Source organism: Polynucleobacter sp. MG-Unter2-18 (genome assembly GCF_018687675.1).
Lineage (GTDB): Bacteria > Pseudomonadota > Gammaproteobacteria > Burkholderiales > Burkholderiaceae > Polynucleobacter.
This window is the reverse complement of record NZ_CP061302.1, coordinates 1,874,007-1,890,652: the sequence shown is the minus strand read 5'-3', so window position 1 is coordinate 1,890,652 and position 16,646 is coordinate 1,874,007. Positions and strand designations below refer to the sequence as shown.

The following is a 16,646-nucleotide window of genomic DNA, read 5'->3' as shown; positions in this document are numbered from 1 at the left end:
TCACTTATCTATGTTGTTAACTAATAAAAATCGTTTAATTGAAATGCTAAGTGCAGCCCTTCAGGGTCTCGCCCAGGACCGTGGCTTGGGGGATGCCCCCGCGCCGCGCTTAGAGCGCCCTAAAGCGGTAGACCATGGGGATGTCGCTTGTAATATTGCGCTCCAGCTATCCAAGGCTTGGAAGTTAAATCCCAGGGAATTAGCGCAAGCACTGGTCGAGCACCTTGAGCAGCAGTCTGGCTATAGTGAGCTCATTGCCTCCTGCGAAATTGCGGGACCTGGATTTATTAATTTTCGTCTGAGCAACACTGCTAAAACTGCAGTGGTGCAAGAAGTCCTCACAGCAGGATCTCAGTTTGGTCAGCTAGCACCAGAGGCAGCCCCCGTTTCTAGTGCCATGATTGAGTTTGTCTCCGCTAATCCAACTGGCCCACTGCATGTGGGTCATGGTCGTCAAGCTGCGTTAGGCGATGCCCTAGCAAATCTATTGGCAACTCAGGGTATCAAGGTGCATCGTGAGTTTTATTACAACGATGCTGGAGTCCAGATCGCAAACTTGGCGCTCTCAGTACAAGCTCGATTGAACGGACTTAAGCCAGGGGATGCTGCTTGGCCAGAGAGTGCCTATAACGGTGAATATATTGCAGAGATTGCAACTGCTTTTAAGGATTCACCTGAATACAAAGATGAGCTTGAAGCGATCCGCCAATTTGCTGTCGCGTATTTACGCAACGAACAAGATATTGATTTAAAAACATTTGGCGTGAAGTTTGATTACTATTACCTAGAGTCTTCCTTGTATACCGATGGCAGTGTTGCAAAAATTGTCGAAGAGTTGCAGAGTATTGGTAAAACCTACGAGTCTGAGGGCGCGCTTTGGCTCAAGACAACAGATGATGGTGATGACAAAGATCGCGTCATGCGTAAGTCTGATGGCAGCTTTACCTACTTTGTGCCTGATGTCGCCTATCACACCAGCAAATGGAATCGGGGCTTTGAAAAAGTAATTAATGTCCAAGGTAGTGATCACCACGGCACTATCGCCCGTGTTCGCTCGGGCTTGCAGGGTGTGGCACAGAAGCGTGGTTGGGATATTCCGAAAACCTACCCTGACTACGTATTACACAAGATGGTGACGGTGATGCGTCATGGCGAAGAAGTCAAAATTTCTAAACGCGCTGGCTCCTATGTGACTGTGCGTGACTTGGTTGAGTGGTCAGGTGGCATTACACCAGAGATGACTGCTGATGAGCGCGAACTAGCGCTTCAGCGTGGAAGAGATGCCGTACGTTTCTTCCTTATCTCCCGCAAGGCTGATACAGAGTTCGTCTTTGATATTGATTTGGCATTACAGCAGAATGATGAGAATCCCGTGTTCTATGTGCAATATGCCCATGCGCGTATTTGCTCAATCTTGACTCAATGGGGTGGACAAGTATCTGACCTTAAGGGGGCAGATCTTTCTCTATTGCAAAGCAAAGCCTCGGATCATTTGTTGCGTCGTTTAGCTGAATATCCAGAAATGCTTACTGATGCTGCTGCAGACTTAGCGCCACATGCTTTAGCTTTTTACTTGCGTGATTTAGCAGGAGACTTTCATACTTTCTATAACGCAGATCGCGTCTTAGTGGATGATCCCGCATTGAAATTGGCGCGCCTTGCATTGCTTCTAGCAACGCGTCAAGTGCTTGAAAATGGATTAAAAGTATTAGGTGTATCAGCACCCGCTAAGATGTAAGCTGTAGTAATTGCCAGCGCTTAAGAAGTAAAAAGAAGGATGGGGATACGATGAAAAAAAATGATCAACACACCAGCTATATGCCAAAGACCCAGTCTTCGAGCTCGGAGTATGGGGGCACTATTCTTGGCTTTATCTTAGGATTGGGTGTTGGGCTTGGCGTTGCTTTTGTGATTGCCTTCTATCTTTCCAAAAATACGCCGCAAGAGCGCCCTGGGGTCAGAGCCCCTAATCTTCCCTTAACTATTAAACCAGGATCAGCCCCTGCTGAAGGCGAAGTTGCTGCCCCAGCAGAGGCTTTAGATCTGAATAAGCCTTTACAAGGTAAGTCTGCAGCACCTGCCGCTAATGCGCCAGATCCAATTGCTGATGTGGCTAATGGTAAGAAGCTAGCAGATGGGACTTCCACCGCTAAATCAGATGCAATTTATTTCTTACAAGTAGGCGCCTTTAATAAGCGTGCCGATGCAGATGCACAAAAAGCAAGTTTAGCGATTCAAGGGATTCAATCTCAATTAAGTGAGATTAGTAGTGATGGCAATACGCTTTGGCGTGTGCGTGTTGGTCCTTATAACAGTGTTGAAGAAAGCAATCCCGTGCGTGATAAGCTTAATGGCATGGGTATTAAACCGAGCGTCATTAAATCTAGCAAATCATGATTACATTATCTAAATCTAAAAGAGCCCTTTTATCCGCTGCCATTCTTGGCTTGGCATTTTCTTTTTCAGGGCTTGCTACTGCGCAAAGTCCTAAGATTGAGGAGGGGTTTGATTATCGTATTTTGCCTACCCCTCAGCCAGTTGAGGCCAAAGGAAAGGTCGAGGTTATCGAATTCTTTTGGTATGGTTGCCCGCATTGCTATGACTTTGAACCAGAGCTCAATACGTGGCTTAAGCGCCAAGCAAGGGATGTGACATTCCGTAAGGTGCCCGTTGCTTTCCGAGACGACTTCATGCCGCACAGCCAATTGTTCTATGCCTTAGAGTCCATGGGCAAGGGTGAGGCAATGAATGACAAAGTCATGTACGCCATGCATAAAGAAAACAAGCGCCTTATGACAGAAAATGAGATCGCCGACTGGGTCGCCTCACAAGGTATTGATCGCAATACTTTCTTAGCCACCTATCGCTCATTTGCCGTTATATCAAAAGTACGTGCCGCAAGACAGATGGCCGATACTTATCGAATTGATGGTGTGCCAACGATTGTGATGCAGGGTCGCTACGTAACATCCCCATCTATTGCTGGTACTAAGGCAAAAGCGATTGCTGTAATGGATCACTTAGAGCAAAAAATCCGTAAGGATAAGTACAAGTAATTCAGATTCTTATATTTTGACGAAGCGTCGAATAATCCAGAAGTAAAGCGGGTAAGGCAGGATTCTGAGGAACTTTAAGAATCCTGAAAACCGCTTAGGGAAGTGAATATCAAATTCTCCAGCTTGAAGTCCAGCGAGAATTTCTTGTGCGGCCTCATCGGCAGTAATGAGTGCTGGCATCTCAAAATCATTTTGTGCGGTAGCCTCGGTTGCAACAAATCCCGGTGAGATCATATGCACACTCACACCCTGGGGTAGTAAGTCGTAATAGAGAGTTTCACAGAAATTAATAATCCCCGCTTTACTTGGCCCATACGCTAAGGCTTTAGGTAATCCGCTATATCCCGCTACGCTACCAACGATCGCAATATGTCCGCTATGCGCTTTGAGCATATCAGGCATGACAATACTGACTGCCCGCATGGGGCCGAGCAGATTGGCATCAATTGTTTTCTGGGCAACATCAAATTCGAAGTTATCAGCACGTAAGGGGGTATATACGCCTGAGACAAACAACAGTAGATCTAGGCCACCCCAGGTTTCTAGGATGCCTCGGTAAGTGGAGTCCAGCTGTTCTTGACGGGTGACATCTAGTGGGAAAACCAAGGCCTGTCCAGGTTTTGCAGATTGTGCGAGAGTATCTAGTCGCTCGGCACGGCGGCTAGAAAGCGCAACTTTTGCACCCGCCTTGATAAATGCTTTTGTGCAGGCCTCACCAATACCGCTGGAAGCCCCAATGACCCAAATCCGTTGATTGACAAAAGAATCTATTCCTTTTTGTTTCATGGGCGTAGTGCATCACTTGAGTGAATAACATTTTTATGTTTAAGGGTGTACTGCACTACATCAATACTCTTTTCAGAGAATCCAGCGGCGCAATACATGAGATAAAAATTCCAGAGTCGAATAAATGCCTCATCGAAACCAAGGCGATAAATTTCTTCAATCTTTTGATTAAAACTATCGCGCCATAGGCATAAGGTTTTGGCATAGTCAGCGCCAAAGGCAAACTCTGCCTCAAGCTCTAAACCCGCATTAGCTGCAGCTGCCTTAAATTTTGCTGGAGAGGGAAGCATGCCCCCTGGAAAAACATACTGCTGAATAAAGTCGGTGCTTTGGCGATAGCGATCAAATAAATCGTCTGCGATCACGATAGTTTGGATGCATGCTCTGCCACCGGCTTTGAGTCGTTTTGCAACTGTTTGAAAGTATTCAGTCCAATGGTTTTCACCAACTGCTTCAAACATTTCAATAGAGGCGATACCATCAAATTGCTCTTTACAATCTCGATAGTCTTGCAGGCGAACCTCAAATTGTTTTGGATTGCTGGTTTCTGCAGAGATTTTTTGAAGTCTAGAGTCTGCAAACGCCTTTTGTTCTGTCGACAATGTCAGGCCAGTAACTTGGTTGCCATTGCGTAAGGCTTCTTCCATGAAGCCACCCCAACCACAGCCTATTTCTAAGAGTTGATCACCCTCTTTAGCGTGAATGGAATCTAAGATACGTTTAATTTTTGCACGCTGGGCATCCATGAGTGACTGCTTATCACCACCAGAGAACCATGCACTCGAGTAGCTCATTGTGGGGTCTAGCCAGAGAGTGTAAAAGGCATTGCCTAGATCATAGTGCGCATGAATATTTTTTCGGCTTCCGGATTTAGAGTTATCTCTAAACCAATGCCTCAGGCGATAGGCTATAGATCCAAACCAACTGCCATAAATTGCCTTCTCAAGGATGGTGCGATTTCGAATGACTAGCTCTAGAACCGCTTTGAGATCGGGCGTATTCCATTCGCCTCGGATATAGCTTTCGGCAAAGCCGATATCACCATGAGATAAAACCCGCTTAAATACAGACCAGTCTAAGACTTGAATTTCTGCATGTAGTTGGTCTGAGCTGTTGCCAAACTCCCTTACTTCACTATTAGGAAGAGTGAGTACTAGATGTCCACTGCGCAATTGATCTAAAAGACCCAATAGAGCCACTGTGCTTGCATTACCTTGCTGCAGTTTAGATTTTCGCCTTTCAGGGCGAGAGAAGGTGAGGCGGGACAGCAGTGTTTGACCGGGGCGATTCATCGGGTAACTTCAAGTTCTGGTGGTTTAGGTTTTGAATGAAAGGGTACACCTTTTAGCCATAATTTCAATGCCTGCCAGTGAATTCTACCAATGACACCCAAACTCATGAGGGGGTAGCGCAGAAAGGCAAGATAGAGGGCGCTTTTAGTTAACGGTTGAGATAGGCCGCTGATACTAGTATTGATTAATGGGGAGCCATCCTCGTGCAGCTCAATCCGACAAACAATATTTCGCTTTGAATTGCTATCTTGGGGAAATAAAAAGCGGAAGTGGTACTCTCCACGGACGTCACAAAAGGGTGAGACATGGAATACTTTATTGCTTACAAGCGTCTCTCCGGATTGCAGGGCCTTACCAGAGTCATGATGGAGTAAATAGCAGTGTCGTTCGCCAAAGGTATTATTTACTTCAGCTAGCACCGCTTGAACTTGACCATTGGTTTGGGTGCAGATCCAAAAACTGACCGGATTAAAGACATAACCGAGAACTCGCGGAAAAGTGTGTAGCCAAATCTCACCATCATCATGATGAACCTGATTGTCTTTAAGGATCGATTCGATCCAGGACAGACTGTTTTCACTGCCTAATCCATGGTCTTGGTCAAAAAAAGAAAAAAGCCCAAATTGCTTATCTTTGAGTCCATGTTTGCTGAGCAATGTTGGATCATTCCTGCGTGCACGCATTGGAATAGATAAAGTAAATACACCATAGCCAAACGCATTGATAGCGGGACGAAAGCGTCGATGCTTTACGGCTCCAAAATTAATCGTTGGCAAATTCATTTACTGAGAATCTTTAATGGGGCTAGATTTAACGTGATGAGAAATGCTCTCCATGAGATCCATTGCCACCAATTCGCCTGAGCGCAAACCATCTTCATGAAAACCGAATCCTGTCCATGCTCCGCAATACCAGATTGAGGAATGGCCCTGAATTAAAGGCAGCTCTTTTTGTGCCTGCACGGCGCGCATATCAAAGACAGGGTGCGAGTAATGAATTTCTTCATGCACTAATTTTGGATTGGGATCCGTCAGTGGGTTCAGGCTCACAATAATTTGCGTGCCCTCAAATGATTTGGGTAGCGGTTGTAAACGGTTGATTAAATAATTCACACTCACATGTTGTTGTGCAGTCGGTCTTGCACCAGATTTTGCGGTGTAGTTCCAAGCCGCCCAGCAGCGTTCAGTAGCCGGTAAGAAATTGATATCTGTATGCAAAATTGCACGATTTTTTTGGTAAGGGACCGAAGCCAAAATATTGCGCGCGTCTTGCCCAATACCATGCACTAACTCTAAGGCTTGATCGCTATGACATGCCATTACCACTTCATCAAACTGGTACACCCCAGAGGATGTAAGCACTTCGACTGAAGAGTCTTCTGTTTTTTTTGCGTTAACTCGAGTAACAGCTTCATGTACAAATTGGACTTGATGTTTCTCTAGAGTCGCCACTAAAAGTTTCACGTATTCTCGAGATCCGCCTTTAACCGTAAGCCATTGCGGGCGATTTTGGATTTGTAAAAGACCATGGTTATGACAAAAGCGGACCATAGTTTGAATCGGAAACTCTAGCATCTGCTCAACAGAGCATGACCAAATAGCGCCAATCATTGGTAGGAAATAATTTTCTTTAAAGCTGGTGCTAAAACGATTGCGATCTAAAAAATCTTTAATGCGCTCATCTGGCTCTGAGTATTCAAGTTTGGTAGTGATTTGCTCTTCAGCCAGTCGAGTGGCGAGTCGATTGAAGCGCAAGATGTCGTAAGCCATTCTCCAGAATGACAGTGAGAACACATTAGATCTTTGGCCAAAGAAGGAGTTGAGATCGTTACCAGCCCACTCAATTTTTTTATTGCGCCCTGTTTTTCTTCCTGCATCAATGGATACTGAAAAGGACATTTCTGATGGTGCAATCGGAACCTGAATTTCCTCAAATAGTCGAACTAAGCGAGGATAGGTTTTGCGATTAAATACTAAAAATCCAGTGTCAACTCCATAAGTTATCTGACCGTCAGGAGTTTCTAGTGTGAGATCTACGGTATTGCTATGGCCGCCAATATGATTGCCACCTTCGAATAAGGTGATCTCTAAATCTGGGTGCAGCCTTAATGCGTATGCACATCCTAAGCCAGATATACCAGCGCCAATGATGGCAACTTTTTTCTTACCCACTAAATTTTTTCTCCAAGAAGTTTCTCTATTTCACCTGTAATACTGCTGCTTGCGGGTTTTGTCATGCTGCCAAACGAATCAACGACATTACCGTTCCGATCAATGAGGTACTTATAAAAATTCCATTTAGGCGTTGTCCCAGTTTTAGCAATGAGCATTTTAAATAGTGGGTTTGGATTGCTTCCACTTACTGAGCTCTTAGCAAACATGGGGAATTTCACATCATAGGTATTTTTACAGAATTCAGCGATATCTTTATTGCTACCTGGCTCTTGTTTGCCAAAGTCATTTGATGGAAATCCTAATACAACCAAACCACGGTCTTTATATTTGGCATACAACTTCTCAAGACCCTCATATTGACTCGTAAAGCCACAAAAACTAGCTGTATTAACAACGAGGATGACTTTGCCTTGGTATTGGCAAAGGCTTTGAGGTGCCTCATCCTGCAACCTTGGAAAAGTGTGGGACAAAAGGGGGCTACAACTGGCGGCGGGAGCAGCCTTTGCAAACGGCATTGCTGTAAGCAAGAAAAATAATGCCAGTAAGTACCGCGGCATGTAGCGAATCATCTTGAGCCTTTGGGTGGGACGGGGATGTCCAAGTCTAAGACATTCTGGCAAATATCGTTGAAATTAGCCTAATGCCATTAATATGGCGCTATGAGCTCTTTACCCCCACCTTCTTTTGAGTCTAAAGTCTGCGTTTTCACTGAGCTGGAAGCCCGTATTGCGGCGCTTCCGAGGCCCTTAGTATTTACGAATGGCGTCTTCGACATCCTACACAGGGGGCACGCTAGCTACCTAGCCCAAGCTAAGGAGCTTGGCGCGAGCCTTGTAGTGGGAGTGAATTCAGATGCCTCAGTCAAGATGCTGGGTAAGGGTGACGACAGGCCAATCAATGCCGAGGCTGATCGCCAAGCTTTATTGGCAGCGCTGGAGAGTGTCGATTTGGTGGTCTTATTTACAGAGCAGACCCCGGTGAATCTGATTGCCAAAATTCATCCAGATATTTACGTTAAGGGCGGAGATTATGAAATCGACTCCTTGGAGGAGACTCGCCTCGTGAAAACTTGGGATGGTGTGGCAGTTGCTATCCCCTTTTTATACGAGCGCTCCACAACAACCCTGTTGGACAAGATCCGCACAAGTTGACTTGCATGGCTTACAGGTTCTGTAAGAGCCAAGCCCAAAGTCCACGTAGCACTAAACCTTCAATGGGCTCTACTGGCAGTACTGCTAACTCTGGAAACTGTTTAATCTCCTGTGCCAAAATTTTGGCATTGCCCCCATCGAGCCAAATTCGCTCAACTGGATGATTCATGGTTTTAGCCAAGTAGGCTGCGCGCAGTATTGCCCCTATTTGCGCTGCATCACAACCGCCCGTAATCGCCTCATCAGTAGTGCTGCCAAAGCTCGCTTGAGCTTCAGGATTGTTGGTACGAACTGCTAATGGAAGTTGGGCTGTATTTTGTTGAAGACTTTCTTGCATCAGACTTAAGCCTGGCAAGATCCAGCCACCGTAATGGACGCCATTGCCACCCAGCAAGTCAATGGTAGTGGCCGTTCCAGCGTTGATTACTAGTGTGTTGGTGCTGGAGAGGGCTCTTGCACCAATCAGTGCTGCCCACCGATCTGCGCCTAATTTACTGGGGTCTTGATAGAGTGTTCGTAAGCCTTGGTAAGGACTGCTACCTGTAAATTGTTTCCACTCAAGATCTTGCCATTGCGGAAAGAGGCTACGTAGATTTTCAATCGCAGCATCGCCTGCTACGCAGCAAAAGCCAATGGCATCGGGTTTAGGTAAGGTTTTGGAAATATAGTCAGACAGTTCAGCCCGTAGTTCAGGTGACTGGAAAGATTTGGTGCTGATCGACCCAGAGTATGCCCACAGTTTTTTATTACGGTCTGCAATGTTTTGTGTGGATTCGACTGCGGCCCACTTGAGCCGAGTGTTACCAAGATCAAATACCAAATACAGACTCATGATTGAACTCGCAAAGAAACATCGCCCGCATGAATGGCGATAGATTTGTCATGCTGATGAAGAATAAGCGCACCAGAGTTATCCACTCCAGAAGAGACTCCGATGATAGGTTCTTTACCGGCGCCTGATATGCAAACAGACTGACCATTAAAGGCATCCCAATGTGACCAGGAATCTTTAAAATAGCTAAACCCATGCTGTTCAAATTGGATTAAGTGGCTTTCAAATGTCTCAATCAACTTTAGCCAAATGAACTCCGCATCTGGAACCGGTGCGTGATGAGGCATCAGTTGATCCAAAGCAGTAGCTGCAAAAGAGGCTTGATTTTCTAAGTACTGTGCAATGAATTCTGAATTACGTAAGTTCAGGCCCAGCCCGATCACCATCCAAGTGGGTGAGCTTGGGTTGCTCTGCCCCCCTTCAATAAGGATGCCACCAAGCTTGGCATTGTTCAGCAGTAAATCATTAGGCCACTTTAATCTTAGGCCTTGTTGATGAAGAGCAGCTTCGTTGATCCCTAATGCTCCAGCAATGCCTGCAATAACCGCTAGCCCAATGACTAGACTAAGTCCGCTCAGTTCATGGGGGCGTTTATTGAATGGGTAAGCCAAGGAGAAGCACAGCGTATCTCCAGGATTAGAAAGCCAAACTCTTCCAGCTCTGCCCTTGCCGGAGGTCTGATCGTGGGCGATACGTGCAACGGGATCAATTAATTCACCGGCACGCCAGCGAGCTAATAAATCATCATTAGTTGATTTGGTGGTGGCAACGCGTTCAAGAATGCAATTCGGGCACATTTTTCTATTGTAGAAAGATCTAGGCTAGCTGACCTAGAATAAGGGGATGCATCACGAAGATCAGCGTCCTCGCAAGTTTGTTTGGCCTCTCCAGGCAATGCCTTTGGCTCGGGCCATTAGCTTGAGCTATGCGCTTTTAATCATTTATGTCAGCCTAAATCCCTTTGATTTCAGTTTTGATAATGGGATCGCCCCATGGGCATGGATAGATGCCCCTTTACCCCGCTTTATTACGCTCTTTGATGTGTCAGTCAATGTCTTGGCCTACATTCCCTTGGGGTTTCTGCTGGTCTTTGCCTGCTACCCACGTTGGCGTAATTTTGTTGCCTTAAGCGTCGCCTTGAGCTTTAGTGCGGCATTGGCTTTTAGTGTTGAGTCGCTACAAACTTGGCTGCCCACCCGCATTCCTAGCCAAATGGATTGGTGGGCCAATGTGTTGGGCGGTTTGATGGGCGGTTTATTGGCCATCCCCTTGGGTCCCCAATGGCTCTCTGGGAGTGCAATACGTCGTCGCTTTGATCAATGGTTTGGTTCGAATTGGGCTGCTTCCGCTTTATTTTTACTTTTCCCCTGGGCTCAAATTTATCCCCAAAGCTCATGGTTGGGTACAGGGGTATGGGGGCATGCCATTTTTGCCTCCATCGACTGGGGCACCATGGTGGTCAATCATGTCATTCAAGAATCCATCATTACAGCGGTTTGTTGGCTCGGTACTGGACTCTTGCTATCTTTGGGGATGCGTGCAAAAGCACCCCAGTGGAACATCCTAAATAGCCTGCTTTGCTTCACTGTTTTAGTGAAGATTGCTTTTACTGCATTGCAGTTCGGTGCAGAATCTGGTTTGTTGTGGCTCACCGCAGGGGCTATTTGGGGAATGGTACTGGGCAGTCTATTACTGAGATGGACCCTCCAGTTTTCCTTGGCTAGTAAAGCTTGGCTTGCAATCGCCTGTTTAGTCACTGCCACCTTGGTAATTAATCTCCTGCCGGACAACCCGTATTTCATTCTGACATTACGACATTGGTATCAAGGTCGGCTATTACACTTTAATGAACTAATGCAATGGGTTTCAGTAGTATGGTTGCCACTAGCATTATTTTGGGTACTTCGAAATAGAGCCACTTTTAATTTAAAACCTTGATGAGATGATATATGAGTTTTAAACACCATGTTTTTTTCTGCCTAAACCAGCGCAGTAATGGCGAAGATTGTTGTGATCGTCACAACGCTTTTGCTCTTTTTGATTATGCAAAAAAGCGTGTCAAAGAATTGGGCTTATCTGGCCCGGGAAAAATCCGCATTAACAAAGCAGGATGCTTAGATCGTTGTGCTGATGGCCCAGTAGCAGTAATTTATCCAGAGGGCATTTGGTACACATTTATTGATACTGAAGATGTTGAAGAAATTATTCAGTCGCACTTAATACAAGGGCGTCCAGTAGAGCGCCTGCAATTGGCTTAAAAAAGATTTCAGAAAGTTTTCTCATGAATAGCCGTACAAAAATAATTCATATTGATGGTGTTGTGGGTCAAATCGAAATGTCGATTGATCTGCCAGATGAATTAAAAAATAATCCTGATTTTTCGGTGAGAGGTTTAGCTTTGGTTGCGCATCCACACCCACTAATGGGTGGAACGATGGATAACAAAGTGGCACAAACCATGGCACGCGCCTTTAATCAATTGGGTTACATTAGTGTGCGCCCTAATTTTCGCGGAGTAGGGGCTACTGCCGGCGTACATGATGACGGTGTTGGCGAGATGGAAGACTTGCTACACGTCACTGATTGGATGCGTACCCCTTCTAGTTGGAATCCATTTGAGGCGACTTCACAACAGGCATGGGTACAGACCGCCAATACTTTGCCTTTGGTGATTTCCGGTTTTTCATTTGGTAGTTTTGTTGGCACCCATTTGGTTCAGCGCTTGGCAGAGCTAGGACGCCCAGCTGAGCGGTTCGTCATGGTGGGTAGTGCGGCTGGTAAATGGGTCTTAGCACCTGTGCCTGCTGATACGATTTTGATTCATGGCGAGTTGGATGAAACCATTCCCTTGATCGATGTCTTAGATTGGGCGCGTCCTCAAGAATTAACAGTGCAAGTAGTGCCAGGTGCCGATCATTTTTTCCATCGACGTTTACATTGCATTCGCAACATCATTACTAGCGCTTGGTTAGGTATGCCTGATCATCGCAATCAATAGAGTTAATAGAAAAGTTAAAAGAATATGACTGAAGATAAAAAATCCCTCATTGAATACCCATCAGAGTTTCCAATCAAGGTAATGGGTAAGTCCAATCCAGAATACCTACCTGCAATCTTGCACATTGCCCGTCAATTTGATCCTACATTTGATGAGAGTAAGGTTGAGCAGCGACCCTCAAAAGATGGAAATTATCTAGGCATTACATTACCAATTACTGCCACTAGTCGAGAGCAGTTAGATGAGTTGTATCGCACCTTATCCACCCATCCCTTAGTTAGTGTTGTCCTCTAAATTATTTGCATGAGTTTTTTAGTAAAACATTTGGGGGTAGCTGAATACGAGTCAACGTATCAAGCGATGCGGGATTTTACGCAGCAACGAGGTAGTGACACCTCAGATGAAATTTGGATTCTTGAGCATCCCCCAGTTTTTACTTTAGGTTTAGCGGGAGATGCGAGTAACTTACATTCCCCTAGTAATCAAATTCCATTAGTGCAGGTTGATCGTGGTGGTGAGATCACGTATCACGGGCCTGGGCAAATTGTGGTGTATTTACTGCTTGATCTGAGACGTTTGGGTATTTTTGTAAAAGAGCTTGTCTCTCGAATCGAGCAAGCTTTGATAAATACCTTGGCAGATTTTGGTATTCGGGCAGAAAGACATGCTGGCGCGCCTGGTATTTACATTACTCACGAGAGTTCAGTGCAAGCAGAGTATCAAGGTGCCAAGATTGCCGCCTTGGGTCTTAAGGTCTCCAAGGGGTGCTCATATCATGGGCTTGCCCTAAATGTATCTACCGATTTAGCTGCTTTTGCCCGTATTCACCCATGCGGGTATGAGGGCTTAAGGACGGTGGACATGCAAACCCTTGGGATCAAGGACAATATAGACATTATTAGCCAAACCCTTTTGGGGCATTTGCAAAAGCAACTGATTTCATCATGACCACCAATAAGCCGGACCTCGATACCACCGCCACTATTAATAGTCGCCAGGATCTTAACTATGATGCTTCACGTAAGCAGAAGTCGAGCGAGAAAACTGCACGCATTCCGATCAAAATCATTCCTTTGGAGCAAGTGCTAAAAAAGCCCGACTGGATTCGAGTAAAAGCCGCTTCTGGAAATTCCCGCTTTTCTGAGATTAAAAAGATTCTTCGTGAAAATGAGTTGGTCACAGTTTGCGAAGAGGCAAGCTGCCCTAATATTGGCGAGTGTTTTGGTAAAGGCACGGCAACCTTCATGATCATGGGCGATAAATGTACACGTCGTTGCCCATTTTGTGACGTGGGCCATGGCAGACCAGATCCCTTGGATACAAAAGAGCCGGGTAATTTAGCGCGCACGATTGCTGCTCTGAAATTAAATTATGTGGTGATTACTAGTGTAGATCGCGATGATTTACGTGACGGTGGCGCAATGCACTATGTTGACTGCATTTCTCAGTCACGCGATCTCTCCCCTAATACACGTATTGAAGTGTTGGTACCGGATTTTCGTGGTCGCTTAGACAAGGCTTTAGATATTTTTTCTGAGTACGCGCCAAAAGGTCTGCCAGACGTCATGAACCACAATCTAGAAACCGTACCGCGTTTATATAAGCAAGCACGTCCTGGCGCAGATTACTCACACTCATTGAAGTTGTTGAAGGACTTTAAAGAGCGCTTTCCCCACATTCCAACTAAGAGTGGTTTGATGGTGGGATTGGGTGAGACGGATGAAGAGATCTTGGCGGTGATGCGCGATATGCGTGAGCACAATATTGACATGCTGACAATTGGTCAGTACCTAGCGCCCTCAGGTCACCACCTTCCAGTCCAACGCTACGTCCATCCAGATGTGTTTAAGCAATTCGAAGCAGAGGCTTATGCTATGGGCTTCTCACATGCTGCTGTGGGCGCAATGGTGCGCTCTAGTTATCATGCTGACGAGCAAGCACACAGTGCTGGTGTTGTCTAAAACTATGCTTCAAAAATTTGGCATAGTTTTGGCATTTGTATTTCTACTTTCTGCTTGTAGTCCTAAATTAGATTGGCGGACCGTGCAGTCTCCACAAGAGGGTTATAGCGCTCTCTTTCCAGGTAAGCCTGAAAAGATTGATCGACGACTGCCTTATCAAAATCAAGAAATTCCACAAACCTTGGAAGCGGTCAAAATTGAGGATGATATTTATTCGGTGAGCGCGATTCGTTTGAGCAAAGAACAGGCTAGCTTGGCGCCTAATTTATTAGAGCAGGTGCAAGGTAATTTATTTGGTCGTGCAAATGTAAACCAGGAAACCGCTGTTGGTGTTGATGCTCTATATCGGACCGCAAATAAACAGCGCGTAGCTACTAAAGATTATTTTTTAGAGTTTCCATCATCTGGCAGAGTAGAGCAGTCAATGCGCGTTCGTTGGATTACCAGAATGGCACCAGATAATGGTGTTTGGATTTATCAGATCTCGGTTTTACATACTGCACCAGCCCGAGTGGATGCCAAAATATTTTTCTCTGAAGAGGCGTATTCAAACTTCTTTGATGAGTTTCATCCGGAATAATTTCCAGATGAAACAAAAAATCTGATTAAGACTTTTCTAGGGCGGCTACTTTAGCCTCAAGTGCTTCTAACTTTTCTCTAGTCTTGGCCAGCACTTTAGATTGCAACTCAAACTCTTCGCGAGTCACTAAGTCCATTTTCTGAAAACCTTGATTCATCATGGCGCGCACATTCTTTTCAATCTCTTGCGCTGGTGAATTACGAATAGCATCCCCAACCTTGTTTTGCATATCACTAGCAATACGCTGGATTTGTTCTAGGATTTCGCCTGGTTTTTGCATAATGCTGCCCGCCGTTCTATTGGAATTTGCTTAAAAGATACAGAGAGTATTTTAAGTTGTTGGGCCAAAAACAGGCGAACCTCGCTAAAAAATGCTGCATGTGCACCAAAATGAACGAAAATGGGGCACATCCAAGCACCAAAATTGTGCATAAGCCTTATTTAGGGGAATTTCAGCAAATTCAGAGGGGGTCCAAGATTCATTATCACTCCATGCAATAAAGCATCTCCCCCTTTTTCATTTCACACAGCAAGGAGCAATACATGAAAACTATTCAAAAGACAGCCATCGCTCTCGCAGCATCTGGCTTATTCGCAACTGCAGCACTTGCACAGACAGCTCCTGCAGCTGCCCCAGAAGTGAGTCCAATTACGGCGAACGTAACGGTGGCGAGTAGTTATATTTACCGAGGTATCAATCAGTCGAACTTCAAGCCAGCAATTCAAGGTGGCTTTGACTATGCGCACGAAAGTGGTCTCTATGTCGGAAACTGGAACAGTTCAATTAGCTGGATTAGCGATATGTATGGTCCAAGTGGTGGCTATACAGGCAGGGGAAACGCTAGCAGCACACCAGTATCCTCATCGATCGAGATGGATTTTTATGCGGGTATAAAAAAAGAGTTAATCGGCGAAGGATTTGCATCAGATTTGGGTGTTTTGCAGTATTACTACCCTACTTCAGGAATCCCTAATACTGGTGGACTTACTGCTAATCCAAACACAACAGAGCTTTATGCGGCCCAAAACTTTACTTTTGGAGCTTTAACTGGATTTGCAAAAGTTTCATATGCTTTGTCAACATTATTTGGAACAGTGAACTCTGCTGGATCTTATTATCCAGACTTGACCATGAATTACGACACAGGTTTTTGGGGTTTAACTGTTAACAGTCACGTAGGTTATCAATATGTTGCTGGAAATCAAAAAACAGGTGCAACAAACTATCTTGGAACATCAGTTAGCGGTGTAAGTAATGACACTCTATTTTCTTATACAGATTGGAAACTTGGTTTAACTAAGGATTTCGGTGGCGGCTTGTCTGGCTCCGTTGCTTATCTCGGAACTAATGCACCAACTTATAAGGGAGCATATTCATATGTTAGTCCGACTGGAAAAAATTTGGGCGGTTCAACTGGCCTAGTCACTCTTACAAAAACTTTCTAATTCCTTCCTCTAAACGGAGAAACATATGAAATTAATTACCGCAATCATCAAGCCCTTCAAGCTTGACGAAGTACGCGAAGCTCTCTCGGAAGTAGGAGTTTCGGGCATTACTGTCACTGAAGTTAAAGGCTTTGGCCGTCAAAAAGGTCACACTGAGTTGTATCGCGGTGCTGAGTATGTAGTCGACTTTTTGCCGAAAGTAAAAATTGAAGCTGCTGTTGAAGATGGCATCTTGGAGCGAGCGATTGAAGCAATTGAAAAATCTGCTCGTACTGGAAAAATTGGCGATGGCAAGATTTTTGTCTCCCTAGTTGAACACGTCATTCGCATTCGCACCGGTGAAACCGGCGCGTCAGCACTTTAAAGAGAG

Annotated in this window: 21 protein-coding genes; 13 read left to right on the top strand and 8 right to left on the bottom strand. The window is 45.3% G+C overall.

What is annotated here, in order from left to right; translation table 11 throughout:
* The first annotated feature begins 10 nt into the window (after positions 1–10).
* The 3 genes from argS to C2759_RS09875 are packed head-to-tail and all read left to right on the top strand — an operon-like array spanning position 11 to position 3,056.
* Positions 11–1,738 carry an arginine--tRNA ligase gene (gene argS, locus C2759_RS09885; protein WP_215355122.1) on the top strand — a complete coding sequence of 576 codons (1,728 nt, stop codon included), beginning with the start codon at positions 11–13 and terminating at the stop codon, positions 1,736–1,738.
* A 50-nt stretch (positions 1,739–1,788) separates the two neighbouring features.
* Entirely contained in the window at positions 1,789–2,397 is a 609-nt protein-coding gene (locus C2759_RS09880) for an SPOR domain-containing protein (protein ID WP_215355120.1), read from the top strand.
* Positions 2,394–3,056, top strand: a complete 663-nt coding sequence (locus C2759_RS09875; protein ID WP_215355118.1) for a thiol:disulfide interchange protein DsbA/DsbL — start codon at positions 2,394–2,396, stop codon at positions 3,054–3,056. The genes C2759_RS09880 and C2759_RS09875 overlap by 4 nt, the downstream gene beginning before the upstream one ends.
* Positions 3,057–3,065: 9 nt before the next feature.
* Here the strand turns inward: C2759_RS09875 and C2759_RS09870 are convergent, their stop codons facing one another.
* The 5 genes from C2759_RS09870 to C2759_RS09850 are packed head-to-tail and all read right to left on the bottom strand — an operon-like array spanning position 3,066 to position 7,865.
* The gene (locus C2759_RS09870) at positions 3,066–3,842 is read right to left on the bottom strand and encodes an SDR family oxidoreductase (protein WP_215355117.1); all 777 of its coding nucleotides are present in this window, start codon (positions 3,840–3,842) and stop codon (positions 3,066–3,068) included.
* A complete protein-coding gene (locus C2759_RS09865) occupies positions 3,839–5,134 on the bottom strand; it encodes a cyclopropane-fatty-acyl-phospholipid synthase family protein (protein WP_215355115.1) in 1,296 nt (431 codons plus the stop codon). Before C2759_RS09865 ends, C2759_RS09870 begins: the two co-directional genes overlap by 4 nt.
* Positions 5,131–5,916: a DUF1365 domain-containing protein gene (locus C2759_RS09860; protein WP_215355114.1), complete on the bottom strand. Its 786-nt coding sequence runs from the start codon at positions 5,914–5,916 to the stop codon at positions 5,131–5,133. Before C2759_RS09860 ends, C2759_RS09865 begins: the two co-directional genes overlap by 4 nt.
* Positions 5,917–7,305, bottom strand: coding sequence for an NAD(P)/FAD-dependent oxidoreductase (locus C2759_RS09855; protein WP_215355112.1), 1,389 nt, complete (start codon positions 7,303–7,305; stop codon positions 5,917–5,919).
* Positions 7,305–7,865 (bottom strand): glutathione peroxidase, encoded by a 561-nt coding sequence (locus C2759_RS09850; protein WP_371816923.1) that lies wholly within the window; start codon positions 7,863–7,865, stop codon positions 7,305–7,307. Before C2759_RS09850 ends, C2759_RS09855 begins: the two co-directional genes overlap by 1 nt.
* A 102-nt stretch (positions 7,866–7,967) precedes the next feature.
* On the opposite strand from C2759_RS09850, the gene rfaE2 reads away from it, so the two are divergent.
* Positions 7,968–8,459: a D-glycero-beta-D-manno-heptose 1-phosphate adenylyltransferase gene (rfaE2, locus tag C2759_RS09845; protein WP_215355108.1), complete on the top strand. Its 492-nt coding sequence runs from the start codon at positions 7,968–7,970 to the stop codon at positions 8,457–8,459.
* A gap of 10 nt (positions 8,460–8,469) precedes the next feature.
* Here rfaE2 and C2759_RS09840 read toward each other — a convergent pair whose 3' ends face one another.
* Positions 8,470–9,291, bottom strand: a complete 822-nt coding sequence (locus C2759_RS09840) for a type III pantothenate kinase (protein WP_215355106.1) — start codon at positions 9,289–9,291, stop codon at positions 8,470–8,472.
* Complete coding sequence (locus tag C2759_RS09835) at positions 9,288–10,088, bottom strand: biotin--[acetyl-CoA-carboxylase] ligase (protein WP_215355104.1); 801 nt, start codon at positions 10,086–10,088, stop codon at positions 9,288–9,290. The genes C2759_RS09840 and C2759_RS09835 overlap by 4 nt, the downstream gene beginning before the upstream one ends.
* Before the next feature lie 46 nt (positions 10,089–10,134).
* Between C2759_RS09835 and C2759_RS09830 the strand changes: the two genes are divergently transcribed.
* From C2759_RS09830 to C2759_RS09800, 7 genes are read left to right on the top strand one after another with little or no spacing between them, the layout of a single operon-like run.
* Entirely contained in the window at positions 10,135–11,229 is a 1,095-nt protein-coding gene (locus C2759_RS09830; protein ID WP_215355102.1) for a VanZ family protein, read from the top strand.
* An 11-nt stretch (positions 11,230–11,240) separates the two neighbouring features.
* Positions 11,241–11,549 carry a ferredoxin gene (locus C2759_RS09825; RefSeq protein ID WP_215355101.1) on the top strand — a complete coding sequence of 103 codons (309 nt, stop codon included), beginning with the start codon at positions 11,241–11,243 and terminating at the stop codon, positions 11,547–11,549.
* A 23-nt stretch (positions 11,550–11,572) separates the two neighbouring features.
* Positions 11,573–12,289: an alpha/beta hydrolase gene (locus C2759_RS09820; RefSeq protein ID WP_215355099.1), complete on the top strand. Its 717-nt coding sequence runs from the start codon at positions 11,573–11,575 to the stop codon at positions 12,287–12,289.
* A gap of 24 nt (positions 12,290–12,313) precedes the next feature.
* Positions 12,314–12,583, top strand: coding sequence for a YbeD family protein (locus C2759_RS09815; RefSeq protein ID WP_046330922.1), 270 nt, complete (start codon positions 12,314–12,316; stop codon positions 12,581–12,583).
* A 9-nt stretch (positions 12,584–12,592) separates the two neighbouring features.
* Positions 12,593–13,237: a lipoyl(octanoyl) transferase LipB gene (lipB, locus tag C2759_RS09810; RefSeq protein WP_215355097.1), complete on the top strand. Its 645-nt coding sequence runs from the start codon at positions 12,593–12,595 to the stop codon at positions 13,235–13,237.
* Complete coding sequence (gene lipA, locus C2759_RS09805) at positions 13,234–14,250, top strand: lipoyl synthase (protein WP_251366963.1); 1,017 nt, start codon at positions 13,234–13,236, stop codon at positions 14,248–14,250. Before lipB ends, lipA begins: the two co-directional genes overlap by 4 nt.
* A 4-nt stretch (positions 14,251–14,254) precedes the next feature.
* Positions 14,255–14,830 carry a hypothetical protein gene (locus tag C2759_RS09800; RefSeq protein ID WP_215355095.1) on the top strand — a complete coding sequence of 192 codons (576 nt, stop codon included), beginning with the start codon at positions 14,255–14,257 and terminating at the stop codon, positions 14,828–14,830.
* Positions 14,831–14,855: 25 nt separating this feature from the next.
* Here C2759_RS09800 and C2759_RS09795 read toward each other — a convergent pair whose 3' ends face one another.
* Positions 14,856–15,110 (bottom strand): accessory factor UbiK family protein, encoded by a 255-nt coding sequence (locus C2759_RS09795; protein WP_215325890.1) that lies wholly within the window; start codon positions 15,108–15,110, stop codon positions 14,856–14,858.
* 263 nt (positions 15,111–15,373) lie between these two features.
* Between C2759_RS09795 and C2759_RS09790 the strand changes: the two genes are divergently transcribed.
* Complete coding sequence (locus C2759_RS09790; protein ID WP_215355093.1) at positions 15,374–16,276, top strand: TorF family putative porin; 903 nt, start codon at positions 15,374–15,376, stop codon at positions 16,274–16,276.
* Between the two features lie 25 nt (positions 16,277–16,301).
* Positions 16,302–16,640: a P-II family nitrogen regulator gene (locus C2759_RS09785; protein WP_215355091.1), complete on the top strand. Its 339-nt coding sequence runs from the start codon at positions 16,302–16,304 to the stop codon at positions 16,638–16,640.
* Positions 16,641–16,646: the final 6 nt, after the last annotated feature.